This is a genomic window from Spartinivicinus marinus, assembly GCF_026309355.1.
Classification (GTDB): Bacteria; Pseudomonadota; Gammaproteobacteria; order Pseudomonadales; family Zooshikellaceae; genus Spartinivicinus; species Spartinivicinus marinus.
In genome coordinates this window covers 5,126,825-5,144,040 of sequence record NZ_JAPJZK010000001.1, presented here as the reverse complement: position 1 = coordinate 5,144,040, position 17,216 = coordinate 5,126,825, and the positions used below count along the sequence as shown (strand labels likewise).

The window sequence follows — 17,216 nt, the reverse complement described above, 5'->3', positions numbered from 1 at the left end:
AACCTCCTTGTTACACCAGTTAGTTTGAATTTTTTAAGTTAACGAATGATTGATTAAACAAACTGCATATACGTAAAAAACACTATATTGTTTACTCATCAATCAATGTACTATTTCTGAACAGCCTTCCCTGCTTGTAAACTTTTGAAAACTTAACCTACATTATGCAAGTATTTTGAGGTCACCAATACTTAGCTAACCCACTATTTGTGTTATCTAAATCACGTTAATTTCAGGAAAATCACTTTTTTATGTGGGTAAATTCATATAATCGCTTAAAGCAAACAGCAATTCCTAATATATTACACTTTTAAATAAAATGATATTATTATAGTAACCTATAATGTTGCTGTACCTGTTAAATAATACCGTTTATCCACCTTATTAAAGAATTTACCCACTATTAAAAAAAAATCTAAGCAAACTATTAGTTTAGCTTCACATTTTTTTTCCATTAGGCTCTTTTTTTTCTTGAAAAGTACAATTACAGTCTTCTTACTAAATCCAATCTGATTAGGAGAAAAGCAATGAGTGGTGTACAAGGTATTACTGGTTCAGGCTGTGTTCAACAAACCCAACCAACATGTTGTCCTCAAGATAATAGCCAGGGAAAAGGAGATAAAGGCATAAGTCAGGATGACATCATGAAGTTGATACAAATGCTAATTCAACTACTGATGCAAAGTATGCAAAATAACGACAAAAACTCAGAAAGCAACCCAGAAGACAATAGTCAATGTGGTAGTAAAGGGCCAGAGCAGTCTTCTGCCAGTCCAATAAAAAGTGCGGAGTCTTCAGCAAGAAGCTGAAGATGATTAAGGGCACCTCTGAAAGAAATCTTTTGAGAGATGCCCTTAAATATGGTTATTTTTAAAAAATTAAGCCTAATACCCAAAAAAAAACCAGTAAAAATTAAATATCACTTATTATTAAACAAAATTTGATAAAATGTTTTTTGGTGCTCTACCCAGTAAATACATATAATCATCACTGACGGCTGCAAAGTGATTATTCATTGCTGCCATAGTTAATAAAATAAATTGATTACTATAATAGTAAGAATAACCTAATCTACTATAAAACGACTTTAGGTTATCAATTGACACATTTTTATACAAAAATGGTGTATTAAGACATTGGTTAAAAAGAAAAGATAGCTCCTCCAAATCATAGTTTGTAGGACCTGTTAGATGAATCTGATGGTATTGCTGATCGCATTCAAAACCTAAAAATATAAGCATTTCCGCCAAGTCGTCAAGCATAAAAAAATTAATACGTTTATTTTCAATAGCATCATAATAGATTTGGTTAGATAATATAAATAAAAAGGGGTGAATGAACGAGTCAAAGCAAACACCAGGTCTAATATAGAAAATTTGACCTGATGAAGCAAAGCTGTTATTAACCATGTTTTTTATTAAACATGCATCATATTCATGAGGAAAGGAGTACAACATCGGTTGATAGACGACTACTTTGTCAGGTGTATAATCAGCAATATTCTTAAGCTGACATTTAAGTCGATTAACATATTGTTTAGAGGCTATTGGCGGACATAAAATATACAATACGTGTAAGTGAGATTGGTTTGGCAAAATAGATTTATTACCCAAACTCATAGAATAATAATGAGTAGACTCACCAGAACAGATTATTACTTGACCAGCTTTTTTCTTATGACCCAGCTCACTAAGCAGCTTTTGTTCAATTTTATCATAGTTGAATAAATCAATAATCATAATCAACACCCTATACTGCCATCAAGCGGCTATACTCTTATAAGTCTGGCTATAGTTATGATCAACCAGTTACCGCGTTTAGTTATAAGTTTTTATTATTAGTTATTGCCGTACACAATATTGATTTTATTCTTCTCTTTTTGTCGGTATTTTTTTACTATTTTGTTGATACTTTTTATATATATATCGGGGCCTCTTATATAAATGACAGACTCCAATGGATGGTGCTTGATTGTAAATTTACTGTCATAAACCTCCAATTCTTTTAGCAAACTTACTAGTTTACGATAACTAATGTTTTCTATACTCAGAATTTCATTTTTAATATCATCTTGTTTAATAATGTATAGTTTATATCCATCAAAATACCAAGTGGCTCTAGCCAAACGACAGAGGTAGTTCAAGTATTCTAAGGCAGTCATTTCAGGCAAATCGATAGGCTTCACTCCATTAAGATTATCCTCTGGTAGTTCTAATGGTGTATCCATATTGAAAGAAAAGTCAAGTAAAGCCTGCTTTATTGAACGGTCGTTACTTTTAAACAAGTAAGGTGTATCTGCCCAATCAGGTTGAGCCAAAGCAGCATAACTACTGATTAATAAAAAAAATAAAACTAACCCATTAGTTAATTTCATAGTTGATCGTATCGATAATATTCAATTGATAGTCAGGATGAAGCTCTTCTAGCGATAAGACATAGGCATAAATTTGGTTTTGTCTTAATAGCTTAAACAAATAGCGCCTAATCTCCTTGGAAACAACAAACACCGCCTGTTGTTTATCTGATTCAAATGGGAAGTTAGCCACTTGCTGGCTTAAATAATTAAAGAGATTCTGGGTTTGTTCCACTGGCAAGTCAAGAAAATAACTACTACCCGTAGCACGAATAGAGTCTTCAATGATTTGTTCCAGTTGGTAACTTAATTTGTATGCGGTAATTTTTCTAGAGTAAGCAAATTGGTTAGATATTTGCAGAGCCAGATCAGTTCTTACCAGTTCAGCCAATTCTTCTATATCTTGCTCATTTTTTCCATGCTTGACCACAGCCTCAAGAATCGCTCGAATATGCTTTAGTGGTACTCGTTCATCCAATAACCGTTTAAGTAAATCTGCTAACCCAGCTATTGGTAGCACTTCTAATGTTTCACTCACTAGCACACTATACTCTAAATTGATTTGATCAAGAAGTGAACGAGTTTCTTGAATACCCATAAAATTTGCAGCAAAACGGATCAAGGTGTTTGATAAATTATGGTAAAAAAATGACATCGCTTCAAAGGCAGGTCCCATATTGCCACTATCATACCTATTGGGATCAACTAGATAAAACTGATGATAACCCCAGCATTCGTTAACAGGAGTGAAATCTTTTTCATTATAAGACTCAGGTAATTGTTTGAGTATTTTTTTATCTTTGTAAAATGTTCCTTCATATAAAGGGACATCATCTATAGCAATGAGATAATGATCATTTTCAATCTTTGAATCAATGAATTGTCTATGGGAAGGTAAACGTATTCCAAACACACTGTGAAAGCTTTCCTCAAATATCTGAAATTGTCTAACAAAAATCTCATCTTTACATAGAAAGTCTAAGGTAGGAGAAACCTTGATAGTGATACCTGGAAAAGGCTTATATTTTTCTTCATCGGTTAAACTATCATCTCTATCATCAAACCAGGCGACTTCTTTTAAAGCTTTTTTGTTTTTTTCTTTAAAAATAATGTGAGTGCCTATTGCTCCTAGGCTAGCTCCAATCATTATGAATAAAAATGTAGGAAATCCTGGGAGAAAAGCAAATACGAAAAGTAAGATACCAGCAAATACCAGACTTTGAGGATAAATGGATATCTGCTTGGTAATTTCTGTACTTAAATCATCTTTTTCTTCATTAACAACCCGAGTGATAATAATGCCTGCTGCAATAGAAATAAATAATGCAGGTATTTGTGCTGTCAAGCCATCTCCAATCGTTAGAATAGAATAAATATTAAGTGCTTGGTTAAACTCTAGCTGATGCTGTGCCATGCCAATGGAAAGCCCACCAATTAGATTGACTACAGTAATCACTAAACCAGCAATTGCATCACCTTTAACAAATTTCATTGCTCCATCCATAGAGCCAAATAATTCACTTTCTTTCTGTAAATGGGATCGACGTTGTACCGCCGTGTGCATATCAATCATCCCACTCCGTAAATCTGCATCAATACTCATTTGTTTCCCTGGCATACCATCCAAAGAAAACCGAGCACATACTTCTGCTACCCGCTCTGAGCCTTTAGTTATTACAATAAACTGTACCAACGTGATTATTAGAAAAATAATTAGACCAACTGCTACATTTCCCTGAATAACAAAATCACCAAATGTAGAAATAATGTCACCCGCTTCCGCATCAAGTAAAATTAACCTGGTTGTTGTTACCGACAGAGCCAAACGAAACACTGTAGCAAATAACAACACTGCTGGTAATGTAGTGAAATCAACTGGGTCTCTCAGGTAAATTGCTACAATAATTGTAATAACTGCAAAGCTGATATTTAAGGCAATCAATAGGTCAACTAACAAGGTGGGCAATGGAATAACCATCATTACCACAATAAGCAGAATTAGCCCAACAAAAATAACATCTTTACGTCCACTAAGAATGGTAAATATTTTCTTTTTATTAAGGTGACTAGCTATATTCATCAGAGTTAACCAAAATTAGGTTGTTGAGCTAATCTTTTCACTATGTTATTAACCGCTGTCCAACTAATTGCAAATTTTCTACTTAAGCTAGCAATGGGGTATCGTTCAGAAAACTCTGCCACACGCTCCTCGAATGACGTGGTAAATCGCGAACGAGGATTTGCCCAGTCAACCATTAAAGAATGACAGCCATGGTTAGAACAGTTTACTCTAGGCACCATCGCAGTAATATAAGTTTTAAAATCACATGTGTCTAAATGCCGCCATTTACGGGTGCGTTTATCGTAACGTGAACATGACTCACCACAAATTGGACAAGAAAAATGTGCTTCATCCTTAAAATCAATAAAAATGTAAATAAGTCTTTTTTGCTCATCAACATGGACTGCTGGTATATACCAAGGGTGTTCTAACGATAATAGCTTAGAGAACAGATCAACATCATACATTATTATCTACCTCAAACTGCTCTTCAGTTTAGTCAGCTGGCGGTTAAAATACACTTTATCAGGAATAACCTGCATTAATTCATGCAGTTTTTGCGATTGACCTGATAAACTATAAACAATCGCTAAATTATATAAGGCATTTTTTGGATAAACACGTGAAGCAATTAATTGCCTTAAAATCTCTTCTGCCTCATGATATTGCCCCTGTAATAAGTATGAAACAGCTAAATTATTATATACTTGCTTATCATTACTATTTTTAGTGAGCAATTTTCTATAATAATTTCTTGCATGCTGGTACTTACCTAGTGAATCCAACGCAACAGCCATACCATTAAGTGCTTTATAGTCATTTTCATCTATTTTTAATGCTTGAGCAAAATGATTCATGGCTTGATGGGCATTGCCATGTTGTAGAGCAACTTTACCCATACCTACCCATGCAGCCACTTGTGTTTTGTTATCTTTTGTTGCTTGCTGATAATAAAACTCGGCATTTATTAGGTCACCTAACTTCAGGTAATTTTCAGCCAGTTGCAAGGCAACTCTAGCTTCTTTTCGCTGTTGATAGAGTGGCTGCAAAATCTTTATTGCATTGACATAATCATCAACAGAACTCGCAGTTGCTGCTAATTCTTGATGAGGTTTAGTATAGTCAGTTGAAATTGCTGTTTCTTCTGTAAAAAAAGCCCTATCAACGCCTTTATTTAAAGAGCAGCCTGTTAATAGAATAATACTAATGAGTATAGTTACATTTTTCATTAGAATACATGCCCCACTGATGCAGGTAACTTAATGGCATTATTATTTGGCTTTCGGCTAATTTTTCGTTCAAACGTATTAGGTAAGCGAACTGACTCAACCCAACTGTCTTGATAAGATTGCTGCGATAAATCGTAAACTTCAGGTGTTACGATTACAATTAATTCTTTAGACGTTTGGTTTTCCTTTTTTTGCTCAAATAAGCTACTAAGTAAAGGAACACCTTCTAATCTGGGTACATTACTTCGCTCAATTTCCTTTTGCTTATAAAACAACCCACCAATGGCAAAGCTTTGGCCAGATAAAAGTTCAGTTGTTGAAGTAACTCTTCTTACATTATACCCTGGTAATACAGTTTGCCCATTATTATAAGTGACTGGGCTTTGATTACTCACTTCCGCGTTAAAGCTAACATGTATTCTATTACTAGGTAATAGCTTGGGTGTGAAATCAAGAATAATACCATGGGACTTATAGCTAACATTAGAGAAACCATCTTGGTTAATAATTGGGATAGGTGTTTCCCCACCCACTAAGATTTTTGCTTCTTGGCCACTAAGAGTAGTTAAGCTAGGCTCAGAGACAATGGATACTAAACCTTTTTGGTGTAATACATTGATTATCGATGAAATATCAGTTTTTGACGTATTAAAGCCAATTGAGCTTGTAAAACTACCTGCATCCACAACATTGTTTGCATTAAAGAAACGCAAAGCATTACCAATTGCTAATGTATAATTACCAAGCCTAAAAAGTGATCGCCAGTTGGTTCCAAATACTTTGCTTAAGTCTTCTTTAACTTCAACAATTTTAAGTTTAAGGTTAATTTGTAAATTATTTTCGACTTGCGTCTTGTCAACTAGGTTTATCGTTTTTGGTATAAGTGTTTGAATTCTATCAATCGCTTGTTTTTTATCAGATTCAGTTTTAAAACTCCCCTCTACAACCAAGTTGGTTCCATTTATTCTTAACATTAAAGCGTTATCTCTAATTGTATCACTTATTAAATATTTTAACTTATTAAGATCATAATAAACTTCAACATGCTTACGCCAATACTCATTACCATCAACATCAATAGCAATTACATCAGTACTTCCAATACCAATCGGAATCAGATAAAAGCTATTCTCGCCAATCTGCTTTAACTTTGCTATATTATCAGACTGAACAAACAGTGTTTTTACTTGACTTTTTACCGAAAGAGTGAACCCTTTGTCTAAAGATAGGTAAATCTTATCTACCTTAGAGTAAGCATTCGTGATGAACAACACATGAGCTATTATTAATATTATTATTTTATTCATTATAGCCAACTATACTGGTTAAATAAGACACTGGTATTGGTTCACCTATTTTAAGATTATCAAACAATTCTTTAGCAATCTTTGCGTTATTTACAATTTTCATATTTTTACTTCGTCCATAAGCCAAGATATTTTTAATACTGGATTTGTCGGCTTTACCTACAACAACTGGCATCTTATCCTGCTTGATAGATAAAGCTACAGCAACGCCATTATTGTCAGTAATAACAAAGTTAGCACTGCTTAGTCCAAGTACTTCACCATAGTTAAGTAACTCATTACCTTGCCGTCTAATTTCAGACTTAGCTTCTGGGCTTCCCTGAGTATCTTTGGTTTCTTGTTTTAGCTCATATTGAGACATTTTCATTTCTTTTAAAAATAGTTTTTTCTGAACGATCAAATCTACTACCATATAAAAAGCCAACATTAATACGATAGCAATAATTATTTCTTTTAGCGATTCCTGCAATAAGTACCAAAAACAATTTTTCCCACACTCAACGATATTAAGCGCATCATTTATATATTTCATTACAATATAAGTTACTATGCTTGCCACTAACATGGTTTTTATAAAATTAAATATAAACTCAATTAAATTCTTCTTCTTGAATATATTCTTTAAATTTTCTACTGGATTAATTTTCTTTACTTTAGGCTTTAGCGGTTCAAAAGAAAAAACAAACCCTGAGAAACCAATACTTACTATCAAATTAACCAAAATAATTAACACATACAGAGGAAATATAAAACTCCAAAAAATATCAGACAATACAACCAAAAATGACTCACTTTTTATTAAAAAACTATACTTAGCATCTGCTGCTATATTTACAAACTCGGCAAGCTTCTCATTTAAACTTGCATAAAATATAAATACATATACAAGCAAGCAACTAATAACGACAAAATTTGAGACTTCTTTGCTTTTGGGAGCCTGACCTTTTTCTCTCGCTTTATCTAGCTTATGATCAGTCGCTTCAAAAGATTTTTCTTGACTATCATCACTCATGTTATTATTTTCCTCACAAGTGTAGAATAATAATCAAAATCCATATACTCAATAAAATCGACCTTATTAATTAGTAATATCATAAACCCAGATATTATAATTGCTTTTACAGGCATAACCAGCATTGTAGGATTTAATTGCGGTAATTGCTTGGCTATCACCAAAGTACAAACATCTACTAGAATTGAAATAATGATCACTGGAGCAGTGATTAATACTGCTATTGAGAATAATTCGTTCAACAATATAAAGGTAATTGATATATCACTTTGATCATAAACAGGATAAAAGTCTATAATTGGCCATACTTTATAACTTAGTAATACATATTGAATGACTTCTAAAAAATACCCAGAAGTAAACATCAATATGACAATATAATAACCCAACAATGAAGAAGTTGCAGTTCCTTCTCCACCACTCAAAAATGCACCACTGTATGGCAATTGTGCACCTTTAAATGCATCAAATAATGAACCAGATAAATTAAGTATCTGAAATGGTATTGTAAATATAACTCCCATTACTATACCCAGTATAATTTCTTTAAAGTTAATGCTAACCAAACTCACTGGATCATTTATTTCACTTATATCAATATCTGCATATATATAAGGCACCAGTGACAGTGATATTGATATGACAATACCTGTTTTTACTACTGCTGGAATATTTTGTTTACTGAAATATATAAACCCAAAAAATACACCAGCTAACCTTGGCACTGGCAGTATCACCGAGTAAAATAGCTCAAGTAATACATTACTATTATTCATTTACTGAGTTGCCATTATTTCAAAAATTTTATCTGTATAACTTGTAATCAAGTTAGAGGACCAACCAATCGTTGCCATTAGTACAATAGAGATAGTAATAATTTTTACGCTCATTGCTAAAGTCTGTTCTTGCACTTGAGTAAGCGCTTGAATCAAGGCAATGATTAGTGATGCAAATGTTGCTACTAAAATGGGTGGAAATGATATTATTAGCACTAGCCATAAACCTTCCACTACTATAAACTGTATTAGATCACTACTCATTGCTCATACATACCCTATTTAAATACTATAACTTAGTAGCAAGCTTTCAATTAAAGTTGTCCAACCATCAACTGATACAAACAACAACAACTTAATAGGAAGTGATATTAAAGAAGGAGACATCATCATCGACCCCATTGCAAGCAATATATTTGTTACAACCAAATCTATAATTAAAAATGGCAAAAAAAGTAAAAACCCTATTTCAAATGCCCTTTTTAACTCACTTAACACATATGAAGGTATGACAATAAATATTGAATTTTCCTCAGCTTTATACTTAAAATCTTCTGGCCATACTTCTTGACTAACAGTGATAAACATTTCTTTTGATTCTTCTGTAGTAAACTTGTTTAAATAGGATTTTATTGGTGCACTTACTTTATTTACTACAACATACCATTGTTTTAAATCTTTATTAGAAAAGTCTTCACCATCAAATTGTTGTACTGTTTTGTCAATTACTGGTGCTATTAAAAATATACTTAAAACTAGAGCTATGCCCATTAATAAGATACTTGGTGGTGCTTGTTGTAAACCTATTGCATTACGTAATAGCATAAAAACGATGCTTATCTTGGTAAATGCAGTCATCATTACAACAATCAACGGTAAAATTGATACAAAAAAACCAATTAATATATAAGGTATTGACTCTTGCATAACACTTTACTTTTATGAACACAAACTAGTTATTTTCACACCATAGTGGTCTTCGATCGCCACTAGTTTACCTTGACCAAATCTATAGCCATTTACATAGATATCTATACTTTCATTAAGTTGCTTTTCAAGCTTTATATATTGATTATCACTAAATCCTGATAAATCATCTACATTGAGAGTTAACTCATCAATAACAAATGATATTTTTGCTTTTAAATTACTCTTATGGCTTTTCATAGTCATGTCTTTATACCAATTGTTATTTAGTTTGTAACTGCAGTTATTTTGGTGTAGCGTTAGCTTTGAAAACAGGTTATTTTGTGGTTCCCAAAGTCTTATTTCACTATCTGCTGTATTTAATAAAACAATATCTCCTTCACTAAGTGACTTTATTGAAGCAATTTCTCCATATAACCTATACTGTTCTACTAGACATTTAAAATTAATTTTATTAGTATTTTCTAGATCAAGATACTTTAACCACTTTCCACAGCTGATTTTTATGTAACCATTTTTTATTTGCTTGATTTTCAACCACATCCAATCGACTAATTGTGGTTGCTTCGAAATACCTATAAAGTGAAAGTCTGTTATTTTAATGTATTTACTAACTTCTAAAACCATTCCTTCAATAAATATTTTTTTTAACTTTTCGTTTAAATATTCGACACCTGTATATATTTTTTTGTTAACTAAATATTCATTAACTATTTCTACATTTATTGCTACTACTAATAAGTTGTTTTTATATAACAATTTTAAGTAAATAAACTTTATTGACTTTATTTCTGTTTCAACTTTTTCGATAGGGAAAATTGATTTATTTATAAACTGATAACCATTATTAACTAAGTTGTGCTTAGCACACTCTTTAGTGTTTTTATTAGACAAAAGGAGCTTCTTGATTTTCATAAATCAATTCATACTTATATATTTTTCGGCTAATAGCTAATTTTTTTTGTTTAACATCGGCTAACTCTTTATTTTTTTCATTAAGCCTTTGTTGGAGCTTGTTTGTTTGGTGAGAATTATTATCAATCTTATTATTAAAATATTTGATATTCAATTTATTATTTTTTATTTCCTCAAGAGAGGTTGCTTTGTCTATACGATTGATGCATTGCTTAATTTCACTATAAAGCTTTTGTTGTTCCTGTTCTTGAATGGATATCTCATTTTTTAGAGTGGATATTTTTTTTTCGATGCTTTGTATTATTTGGCAAAGCGTTAGCTCTTTATAGCGATAGATATCGAGGAGGGATTGGATGGATTTGGCTATTGTGGGCCAAGTTGTATTAGCCATTGCATGGTTTCTTCCATATTAGTTTTTTCTGATAAACCTTGCTGTAAAAATTGATTAATTGCATCTTGATTAGCTAATGCTTGATCAAGTTTCTGATCATTACCAGCTTTATATTCACCAACACGTATAATAAACTCATTTTCTTTTATCATGCTCAGTTGACTCGTTACTGTGTTTGCAAGGCTAAGCTGTTGCTCATTAACCAATTGAACCATTAATCGACTCTTACTTCTCAGTACATCAATAGCTGGATAATGCCCTTTTTCAGATAGTTGTCGTGATAAAATCAAATGGCCATCTAGCAGCGAACGAGCTTCATCAGCAACGGGCTCATCAGGGTTATCCCCTTCCATTAACACCGTATAAAAAGCTGTGATACTGCCTTTATTGGTTTTACCTGGTCGCTCGACCAATTGAGCCATACGCAAAAATACAGAAGGTGGATAGCCGCCTCGGGCAGGAGGCTCTCCAGCCATTAAACCCAGCATCCGCTGGGCCCGCGCATAACGCGTTAAACTATCGAATAGTAGCAACACTTTAAGCCCCTGGTCACGATAATGCTCAGCGAGTCGGGTGGCTGAATTAGCTGCTTTAACCTGTTCTAAAGGTGTTTTATCTGAGGTGGCGCAAACAATAATAGTTCGATTAATTCTCTCTGTATCTTTAATCAAATTCACAAAGTCTTTTACCTCACGACCCCGTTCACCAATTAAAGCAATTATGACCAGGTCTACTTTGGCATGAGCAATCAGCATTGCAAGTAGCGTTGACTTACCAACACCAGCCGCAGCAAAAATACCTAAGCGCTGACCAACACCACAGGTGCTTAAACCATCTATAGCACGCACACCTGTTTCAAAGGTTTCATCAATCTCTTGTCGATCCCAGGGAGATGGTGGCTTGGCTTCAATATTGATTGTAGTAGGTTGCAAGTGCTGTAAATGAATACAGTTGAGAGCTTCTCCACGATAATCAATGACTTTACCAAACAAAGCCGATGACACCTGTAAGGTTAAACCTTCATCCAACTTAACCACTTGAGCACTTAAACTCAGTTGAGAAATATGGTCTGTTGGTGCTAACACAGATTTGTTTTGTTCAACTGATATGACTTCGGCAAAAAAAATTTTTTGATTAAAGTGATCAATGATTTTACATAGTTCCCCTAGCTTTAAATCGACCAAACCTGTCTCTATAGTTGTTTGCGAAACCTTGGTTACAGCACCCGCTTGGCTATAGGAAACAAGCTGGTTTAGCTCAGAAAGTACTTGTGAAAAATATTGATCTAACATCAGGGCATCTCTAATAATAGAAATTCAAATATTATTATTGGTTGCTTGACTCAACTGCTGTTTTGCACGCTCTAATACTTGATTCAATAGTTGCGTTTGAGAAGCATTATCGGCAACAATTGTCATGTCTTTGGTCTGAATAATAAACTCATTTGGCTTTAAGTTGATATCGGTCTTAAAGAATAATCCTTTACAAATAGGATTTTCAGCAGACTGCAAATTAGTTTTAGCTTCAGCAAGTGTATCAGGGTGAACCACTATCGTTACCTCATTTGCTCTAAGCAAACTAGTGAGCTCATCATGAAGCACCTTATTAATCCTGGCAGATACCTCAAGTGTTCCAATCATTTTGTGATGTAATTGTTTTATAAGCGCTTCAAAAAAAGGAATAGCTGAAGTAATTAGTGATTGCTTCATTAATTTACTAGTTAGCATTTCATTTACCATATGCTCATAGGCATGAGTATAGGCATCATAGTAAGCCTGCTGTTTAAGCTGCTGGGCTTGTTCTTGTGCTTCAGCTATCAGTTGTTGAGCTTGCCCTCTTGCCTGCTCAATTTTATTATCTAATTCTAACTTTATTTTATCCGCAATCTGTTGTGAGGTAATAATTTTATTATACTCATTACTTTTTATAACTTGTAAAGTCATTATCTATCCAGCACCCAGTATAAGTTATCAAAATATTGGCTTTGATTACAAAAACTTGAACAAAAATAACGATGAGGAAACTTTAATTTCATACGTACTGATAAAGGATTGGGTAACATTAATAACCATGTGCTCATCATTTCACACAACATAGCGTAAAGCTGTCGCCTTAAGGTAAAGTGGTCTCTAACAATTTTCTTAATTTTTTGTTTTGGTGGGTTACTAATGATAAGTGATAAATCATCTTCTGTGATAAGCTTATTGAGAGCTATCAGTTTATTTTTGTCCATAACAGCACAAAGTGAATTATAGTAATTACGCAAAGCTGCCATATAAAAAGCTTTAACAATAAAACTTCGTGATTCCAGGGTTAGCTTCAGCTCCAGCTTATTATCAAAACTGTAAAAAAACTGATTATTATAAACTTTTTTATTAATATAGAGAGATAAATCTCTTATGTATATTTCATCATTTAGTAAGCGTTTATGCAAAGCGCTATTGATTTTATAATGCCGACAAGCAACTTTAGCTAGCTCATTGGTATGAGAGTAACTAATTGGTCGAAAGTTTAAGTCAACAACTTTACTTTCCATGGGCAAAATTCTGTTCATATAGTCGAAACCCAAGTAAAGATATACCTACAATAGAGCACATAACTAGCAGTGTGATTAATAAGTTTACGCCTGTGCTCCTTCCATTACTTTCATTACTTTCATTACTTGCTACTATACCCATCTCACCGGTATTAGTTTCAGTTATATAAGGAAATACTGTAACAGCCACATTCTTGTATATTACTCCAGTGATACTTTTTGCTACCATTTGCTTTATCTGAGGTACGTAATGGTTAACATTATACTTAGGCAATGCTTTTATCATAACTGAGGCAGTATTTGGTACTTTAGTCTCTTTTGAATAACGTTTCTTTTTATCATTAATCACTATATGAACACGTGCCTCTACCACTCCATCAATCATCGAAATAGTATGGCTCAGTTCCTCACTTAATGCATATACCGTTCTATTTTTTTCTTCCATTTGACTAGAAATTAAACCGTCTTTCTTAAATACATCACCAATACTTGCATATTTCTTTTTTGGTAGTCCATAGCGTTTTAATACCATTGAAGCCTTTATAAAGTCATCTTTTTCAACTAAAATTTTTATTCCCAGCTTTTTTGTGGAAACCACTTCAGAATTTATATTATGTTTAAAAAGTGTGACCGAAACTTCATTAGCTTCCCTTTCTGTAAGCCCAGTAACAAGTTCTTTATCACAGCCATACAGCAAAAATAGTAACAATAGAAAGTATATCTTTATTCTCATGATACTCTTGTAAGCTCATTTATTTTTGTTGAAATACCACTTACTAAGTTTTTACAAAAAGCAAGGTTAGCCATTTTTTTCGAGTAACTATAATTTTCCAAAACAACTTTCTCTGAAAATTTTATATTATTAATTATTTCCTCTTTATAACTCTCTGGAATATTATCATTACTCTCGATCATTCCTATCCATTTGGCTGCTTGTTTTTTATAGTTATTAAAGATGTCATTCATGCTAAGTGGCAGAGAACTTGAAAGAAACCTGTAAAGTTTTGGCAAAGCTTCAATTTTGTTTATCTCATTTAACCCATTGAAATCACCCATGGATTTATAAGATATTTCTCTATTTGAAGCAATTTGTAGCTCAGCTTTAGTGAGATCTACTTCACTGGCAATTGGAATCATAACACCCTCTTTTTTAGCTATCCCATCTCAGCAAAAATAATTTTGATATTGTCTTTGCTAACTAACTTTCCTTCCAGCATATTTTTTGCCTCATACTTAGCCTCGTTTACTTTTCCAGAAGCAACCATCGCATAAAGCAGAACAATTCTTGCTTCTTCTAAACAGTTAATTGATTTTTCAAGTGTATTTTTTAATATGCGAATAGCTTTAGAGAAATTACTGTTCATTATTTCTATTAATGCATATCCTATATCACTAGCTGCTGATAATGGATAATTTTTTGCCAGTGCATCTAAAATAGATTTCGCCTCATCAATACAACCATTTTCAATTGCCTTGAATGCTACTTTGACAATTAACTCTCGAATATTTTCTGGTATTTCGTAACTAACCTGAGTCATGACATGCACCTTAAATTACCAGTGTAATTTTCTTATCTTTCTTAACAAATTGTAGTTTTTTTTGTTTAATACTATCTAGCTTCCACCCTGATGGAAGGGTTTCTCTAACACTATATTTAACCTTATCGGACAACTTAATATAAGGTTTATTCCCTCCCCAAGTTGAAATCAGCTTTAGCTCCTCAAAAACCAACTTATTCAAGTCAGGCACAACCATATCAATATTATTAATTTCGTATTTTACTTCTATAGTTCTCAATATTTCAGAAACCAACTTACTATTTATTTCATTGTGCGGCACATAAGCTAAAAACTGCCCTAATTTATAATCAATCTCTATAAAACTCTCTATTTTATGATTTTTTAATAATTTAAGTAGAAAACTGTTTATCTTACTTATAGAATGCACTCTATCTACTTGAATATTTTCAATACCAAGATCTTTACTGATATAGTTGATAATTTCCTTAAGCTCTTCTTGTTTATATATAAACCCAGAGAGTACCACTTGGCTTTCACTTATATAATCAATACTTAGATTATTTTCATATTGTTTTAACAAAATATTTAATGATTTAACCAAGGCACTATTATCAAAATAACTTACACTTTCAATGCCCGAACTATTTACTCTGTACTGGCTACCACCAATATCAGAAAATACTGTTGTAACAAATATCAAGGGTATAGCAAGCAAAGCGCACAATAGCCTTTTACTTAAGATATTTTTAATATTATGGCCATCATTTAAAGAGTATTTTTTCTGTAATTGACTCTTAGACTCCTTTCCAATCTTAACAGTGACAATGTAATTTTCTAAATTATATTTTATATATTTTTTATTTTTAGATAAAAGCTTATCAGCATATAACTCTACACCTTCATTTCCAATTTTTAATCGATACTTACCTTTAAGACCTGATAAGATAATATCACTATTTAAGTCACAGCCTATTTTAAATTCACCACCTTTCAATTTAATTTTATTGATTAGATTATCTTTATAATAAGCTGTAAATTCCATAAATTTTCCAACCTTATTTATTGATTAGAAAAATAAGAGCAGTACATAAGTACTGCTCTTATTAATTTTAGTTAATCCTCATATTACCTGTTTGTCCTAATACTGCCATAGCAGCTTGTGCAAACTGTCTTGCTTGATCAGCTTTTGACTTTGCAATTTGCATTTGAGCAGCTCTTTTAATTTGAGCTGCAGCGTTTGCATCCTGTAACGCCATCATATCTAATGCTGCTTGTTGTGACTGATTAAATTGGCTTGATGCATTTTCTAAAGTAGGCATGTTCTTGTCTCCAAATTTATAATTAATTCTAAGTAGATTTAATTATCTGCTCGATATATATGAATTCTCTCCTTTTTATATAGTTACCAATCCATTGTTTAACCCATATACACCACACTTAGATTTGCGCACATACTGCACACTAAATTTGTATCACAACTAATTCATTTTTTCCAAAATTTTTTTAGATGCATTATATGCTTTTTTAATACTCGTTATTTTTTTCTTTTCTTTTGGTGACATCCCTCCCCTTTCAATCTCTGCAATTGTTTTTAGTTCTTCAGCTAATTTATCAATAGCTAATTTACTTATTTTTTTGTCTGATAACTCTTCTGTTTGAAACATAAGAAACCTCCTACTTAGGTATACTATGTCATGCTTCTAATGAAATACTATGAATCAACGCATATTTGAGTAAATTTTCATTATTTAAAATCATGATATTTTATTTTTTAAACCCGCGCACCAAAATATTAAAATGCAAGCTCTTATTCTTTAAAGAGACTACATATTATTTTTCAAAAAAAACTTAAAACAAACCAACCTATTGATTTTTATATACTTTATATATTCCGCAGACAATATAGATTTAATTGCTAGTTTGACTATACATTTTTGGCTGTTATTACATATGCCTAAATAAGAAAAGAACTCATCCTACCAAACTTTATTAGTAATTCAGAATGTTTATCAGCAGTCTCCTACTTTGTAGTAACTGTATTAGCTAAGTATGACATTATTATTTCTATATAAATTAGCTTGCTGTATCTTCAAAGACTAACACGCTTTTTACCCACACAAAAAAATGATAATACTAATAAACTGATGACGCAGTTAACAGATATCACTGTGTTATTGTAGCCACTATT

At 32.5% G+C, this 17,216-nt stretch carries 22 protein-coding genes; 1 reads left to right on the top strand and 21 read right to left on the bottom strand.

Translation table 11 applies throughout. The features are described from left to right. Positions 1 to 527 precede the first annotated feature (527 nt). Entirely contained in the window at positions 528 to 809 is a 282-nt protein-coding gene (locus OQE68_RS23135) for a hypothetical protein (protein WP_180570765.1), read from the top strand. Between the two features lie 120 nt (positions 810 to 929). Here the strand turns inward: OQE68_RS23135 and OQE68_RS23130 are convergent, their stop codons facing one another. The 21 genes from OQE68_RS23130 to OQE68_RS23030 form a co-directional block, all read right to left on the bottom strand. Further along, entirely contained in the window at positions 930 to 1,739 is an 810-nt protein-coding gene (locus tag OQE68_RS23130; protein ID WP_180570766.1) for a Rossmann-fold NAD(P)-binding domain-containing protein, read from the bottom strand. A 98-nt stretch (positions 1,740 to 1,837) separates the two neighbouring features. Beyond that, the gene (locus tag OQE68_RS23125; protein ID WP_180570767.1) at positions 1,838 to 2,374 is read right to left on the bottom strand and encodes a hypothetical protein; all 537 of its coding nucleotides are present in this window, start codon (positions 2,372 to 2,374) and stop codon (positions 1,838 to 1,840) included. Beyond that, the gene (sctV, locus tag OQE68_RS23120) at positions 2,361 to 4,433 is read right to left on the bottom strand and encodes a type III secretion system export apparatus subunit SctV (protein ID WP_180570768.1); all 2,073 of its coding nucleotides are present in this window, start codon (positions 4,431 to 4,433) and stop codon (positions 2,361 to 2,363) included. Before sctV ends, OQE68_RS23125 begins: the two co-directional genes overlap by 14 nt. 5 nt (positions 4,434 to 4,438) lie before the next feature. Beyond that, positions 4,439 to 4,882 carry a helix-turn-helix domain-containing protein gene (locus OQE68_RS23115; RefSeq protein ID WP_180570769.1) on the bottom strand — a complete coding sequence of 148 codons (444 nt, stop codon included), beginning with the start codon at positions 4,880 to 4,882 and terminating at the stop codon, positions 4,439 to 4,441. A gap of 6 nt (positions 4,883 to 4,888) precedes the next feature. After that, on the bottom strand, positions 4,889 to 5,644 hold the full coding sequence (locus OQE68_RS23110) for a tetratricopeptide repeat protein (RefSeq protein WP_180570770.1): 756 nt from the start codon (positions 5,642 to 5,644) through the stop codon (positions 4,889 to 4,891). Beyond that, on the bottom strand, positions 5,644 to 6,951 hold the full coding sequence (locus OQE68_RS23105; RefSeq protein WP_180570771.1) for a type II and III secretion system protein family protein: 1,308 nt from the start codon (positions 6,949 to 6,951) through the stop codon (positions 5,644 to 5,646). Before OQE68_RS23105 ends, OQE68_RS23110 begins: the two co-directional genes overlap by 1 nt. Next, positions 6,944 to 7,963, bottom strand: a complete 1,020-nt coding sequence (locus OQE68_RS23100; RefSeq protein WP_180570772.1) for an EscU/YscU/HrcU family type III secretion system export apparatus switch protein — start codon at positions 7,961 to 7,963, stop codon at positions 6,944 to 6,946. Before OQE68_RS23100 ends, OQE68_RS23105 begins: the two co-directional genes overlap by 8 nt. Then, a complete protein-coding gene (locus OQE68_RS23095) occupies positions 7,960 to 8,739 on the bottom strand; it encodes an EscT/YscT/HrcT family type III secretion system export apparatus protein (protein WP_180570773.1) in 780 nt (259 codons plus the stop codon). Before OQE68_RS23095 ends, OQE68_RS23100 begins: the two co-directional genes overlap by 4 nt. Beyond that, positions 8,740 to 9,003 (bottom strand): type III secretion system export apparatus subunit SctS, encoded by a 264-nt coding sequence (gene sctS, locus OQE68_RS23090; RefSeq protein ID WP_180570774.1) that lies wholly within the window; start codon positions 9,001 to 9,003, stop codon positions 8,740 to 8,742. Between the two features lie 18 nt (positions 9,004 to 9,021). Then, complete coding sequence (gene sctR, locus OQE68_RS23085) at positions 9,022 to 9,666, bottom strand: type III secretion system export apparatus subunit SctR (RefSeq protein WP_180570775.1); 645 nt, start codon at positions 9,664 to 9,666, stop codon at positions 9,022 to 9,024. 12 nt (positions 9,667 to 9,678) lie between these two features. Beyond that, on the bottom strand, positions 9,679 to 10,560 hold the full coding sequence (locus OQE68_RS23080) for a FliM/FliN family flagellar motor switch protein (protein WP_180570776.1): 882 nt from the start codon (positions 10,558 to 10,560) through the stop codon (positions 9,679 to 9,681). Then, on the bottom strand, positions 10,553 to 10,972 hold the full coding sequence (locus tag OQE68_RS23075; protein WP_180570777.1) for a hypothetical protein: 420 nt from the start codon (positions 10,970 to 10,972) through the stop codon (positions 10,553 to 10,555). The genes OQE68_RS23080 and OQE68_RS23075 overlap by 8 nt, the downstream gene beginning before the upstream one ends. After that, positions 10,945 to 12,264: a FliI/YscN family ATPase gene (locus tag OQE68_RS23070; RefSeq protein WP_180570778.1), complete on the bottom strand. Its 1,320-nt coding sequence runs from the start codon at positions 12,262 to 12,264 to the stop codon at positions 10,945 to 10,947. The genes OQE68_RS23075 and OQE68_RS23070 overlap by 28 nt, the downstream gene beginning before the upstream one ends. A 24-nt stretch (positions 12,265 to 12,288) precedes the next feature. Continuing rightward, entirely contained in the window at positions 12,289 to 12,915 is a 627-nt protein-coding gene (locus OQE68_RS23065; protein WP_180570779.1) for an HrpE/YscL family type III secretion apparatus protein, read from the bottom strand. Then, entirely contained in the window at positions 12,915 to 13,508 is a 594-nt protein-coding gene (locus tag OQE68_RS23060) for a hypothetical protein (protein WP_180570780.1), read from the bottom strand. The genes OQE68_RS23065 and OQE68_RS23060 overlap by 1 nt, the downstream gene beginning before the upstream one ends. Further along, complete coding sequence (gene sctJ / locus OQE68_RS23055; protein WP_180570781.1) at positions 13,498 to 14,241, bottom strand: type III secretion system inner membrane ring lipoprotein SctJ; 744 nt, start codon at positions 14,239 to 14,241, stop codon at positions 13,498 to 13,500. Before sctJ ends, OQE68_RS23060 begins: the two co-directional genes overlap by 11 nt. Then, positions 14,238 to 14,645 carry a hypothetical protein gene (locus OQE68_RS23050; protein WP_180570782.1) on the bottom strand — a complete coding sequence of 136 codons (408 nt, stop codon included), beginning with the start codon at positions 14,643 to 14,645 and terminating at the stop codon, positions 14,238 to 14,240. Before OQE68_RS23050 ends, sctJ begins: the two co-directional genes overlap by 4 nt. A 17-nt stretch (positions 14,646 to 14,662) precedes the next feature. Then, the gene (locus OQE68_RS23045; protein WP_180570783.1) at positions 14,663 to 15,046 is read right to left on the bottom strand and encodes a hypothetical protein; all 384 of its coding nucleotides are present in this window, start codon (positions 15,044 to 15,046) and stop codon (positions 14,663 to 14,665) included. 10 nt (positions 15,047 to 15,056) lie between these two features. Continuing rightward, complete coding sequence (locus OQE68_RS23040; RefSeq protein ID WP_180570784.1) at positions 15,057 to 16,070, bottom strand: SctD/MshK family protein; 1,014 nt, start codon at positions 16,068 to 16,070, stop codon at positions 15,057 to 15,059. A 67-nt stretch (positions 16,071 to 16,137) separates the two neighbouring features. Continuing rightward, complete coding sequence (locus OQE68_RS23035) at positions 16,138 to 16,347, bottom strand: hypothetical protein (RefSeq protein ID WP_180570785.1); 210 nt, start codon at positions 16,345 to 16,347, stop codon at positions 16,138 to 16,140. 159 nt (positions 16,348 to 16,506) lie between these two features. After that, on the bottom strand, positions 16,507 to 16,692 hold the full coding sequence (locus OQE68_RS23030; RefSeq protein ID WP_180570786.1) for a hypothetical protein: 186 nt from the start codon (positions 16,690 to 16,692) through the stop codon (positions 16,507 to 16,509). Positions 16,693 to 17,216 lie beyond the last annotated feature (524 nt).

Bases quoted from the DNA above. Each gene is read 5' to 3' on its own strand.
- OQE68_RS23110 (WP_180570770.1), bottom strand. From the start codon at position 5,644: ATGAAAAATGTAACTATACTCATTAGTATTATTCTATTAACAGGCTGC.
- OQE68_RS23075 (WP_180570777.1), bottom strand. From the start codon at position 10,972: ATGGCTAATACAACTTGGCCCACAATAGCCAAATCCATCCAATCCCTC.
- OQE68_RS23095 (WP_180570773.1), bottom strand. From the start codon at position 8,739: ATGAATAATAGTAATGTATTACTTGAGCTATTTTACTCGGTGATACTG.
- OQE68_RS23030 (WP_180570786.1), bottom strand. From the start codon at position 16,692: ATGTTTCAAACAGAAGAGTTATCAGACAAAAAAATAAGTAAATTAGCT.
- OQE68_RS23065 (WP_180570779.1), bottom strand. From the start codon at position 12,915: ATGACTTTACAAGTTATAAAAAGTAATGAGTATAATAAAATTATTACC.
- OQE68_RS23070 (WP_180570778.1), bottom strand. From the start codon at position 12,264: ATGTTAGATCAATATTTTTCACAAGTACTTTCTGAGCTAAACCAGCTT.
- OQE68_RS23050 (WP_180570782.1), bottom strand. From the start codon at position 14,645: ATGATTCCAATTGCCAGTGAAGTAGATCTCACTAAAGCTGAGCTACAA.
- OQE68_RS23045 (WP_180570783.1), bottom strand. From the start codon at position 15,046: ATGACTCAGGTTAGTTACGAAATACCAGAAAATATTCGAGAGTTAATT.
- OQE68_RS23115 (WP_180570769.1), bottom strand. From the start codon at position 4,882: ATGTATGATGTTGATCTGTTCTCTAAGCTATTATCGTTAGAACACCCT.
- sctV (WP_180570768.1), bottom strand. From the start codon at position 4,433: ATGAATATAGCTAGTCACCTTAATAAAAAGAAAATATTTACCATTCTT.
- sctS (WP_180570774.1), bottom strand. From the start codon at position 9,003: ATGAGTAGTGATCTAATACAGTTTATAGTAGTGGAAGGTTTATGGCTA.
- OQE68_RS23135 (WP_180570765.1), top strand. From the start codon at position 528: ATGAGTGGTGTACAAGGTATTACTGGTTCAGGCTGTGTTCAACAAACC.
- OQE68_RS23105 (WP_180570771.1), bottom strand. From the start codon at position 6,951: ATGAATAAAATAATAATATTAATAATAGCTCATGTGTTGTTCATCACG.
- OQE68_RS23100 (WP_180570772.1), bottom strand. From the start codon at position 7,963: ATGAGTGATGATAGTCAAGAAAAATCTTTTGAAGCGACTGATCATAAG.
- OQE68_RS23040 (WP_180570784.1), bottom strand. From the start codon at position 16,070: ATGGAATTTACAGCTTATTATAAAGATAATCTAATCAATAAAATTAAA.
- sctR (WP_180570775.1), bottom strand. From the start codon at position 9,666: ATGCAAGAGTCAATACCTTATATATTAATTGGTTTTTTTGTATCAATT.
- OQE68_RS23035 (WP_180570785.1), bottom strand. From the start codon at position 16,347: ATGCCTACTTTAGAAAATGCATCAAGCCAATTTAATCAGTCACAACAA.
- OQE68_RS23130 (WP_180570766.1), bottom strand. From the start codon at position 1,739: ATGATTATTGATTTATTCAACTATGATAAAATTGAACAAAAGCTGCTT.
- OQE68_RS23060 (WP_180570780.1), bottom strand. From the start codon at position 13,508: ATGGAAAGTAAAGTTGTTGACTTAAACTTTCGACCAATTAGTTACTCT.
- OQE68_RS23125 (WP_180570767.1), bottom strand. From the start codon at position 2,374: ATGAAATTAACTAATGGGTTAGTTTTATTTTTTTTATTAATCAGTAGT.
- sctJ (WP_180570781.1), bottom strand. From the start codon at position 14,241: ATGAGAATAAAGATATACTTTCTATTGTTACTATTTTTGCTGTATGGC.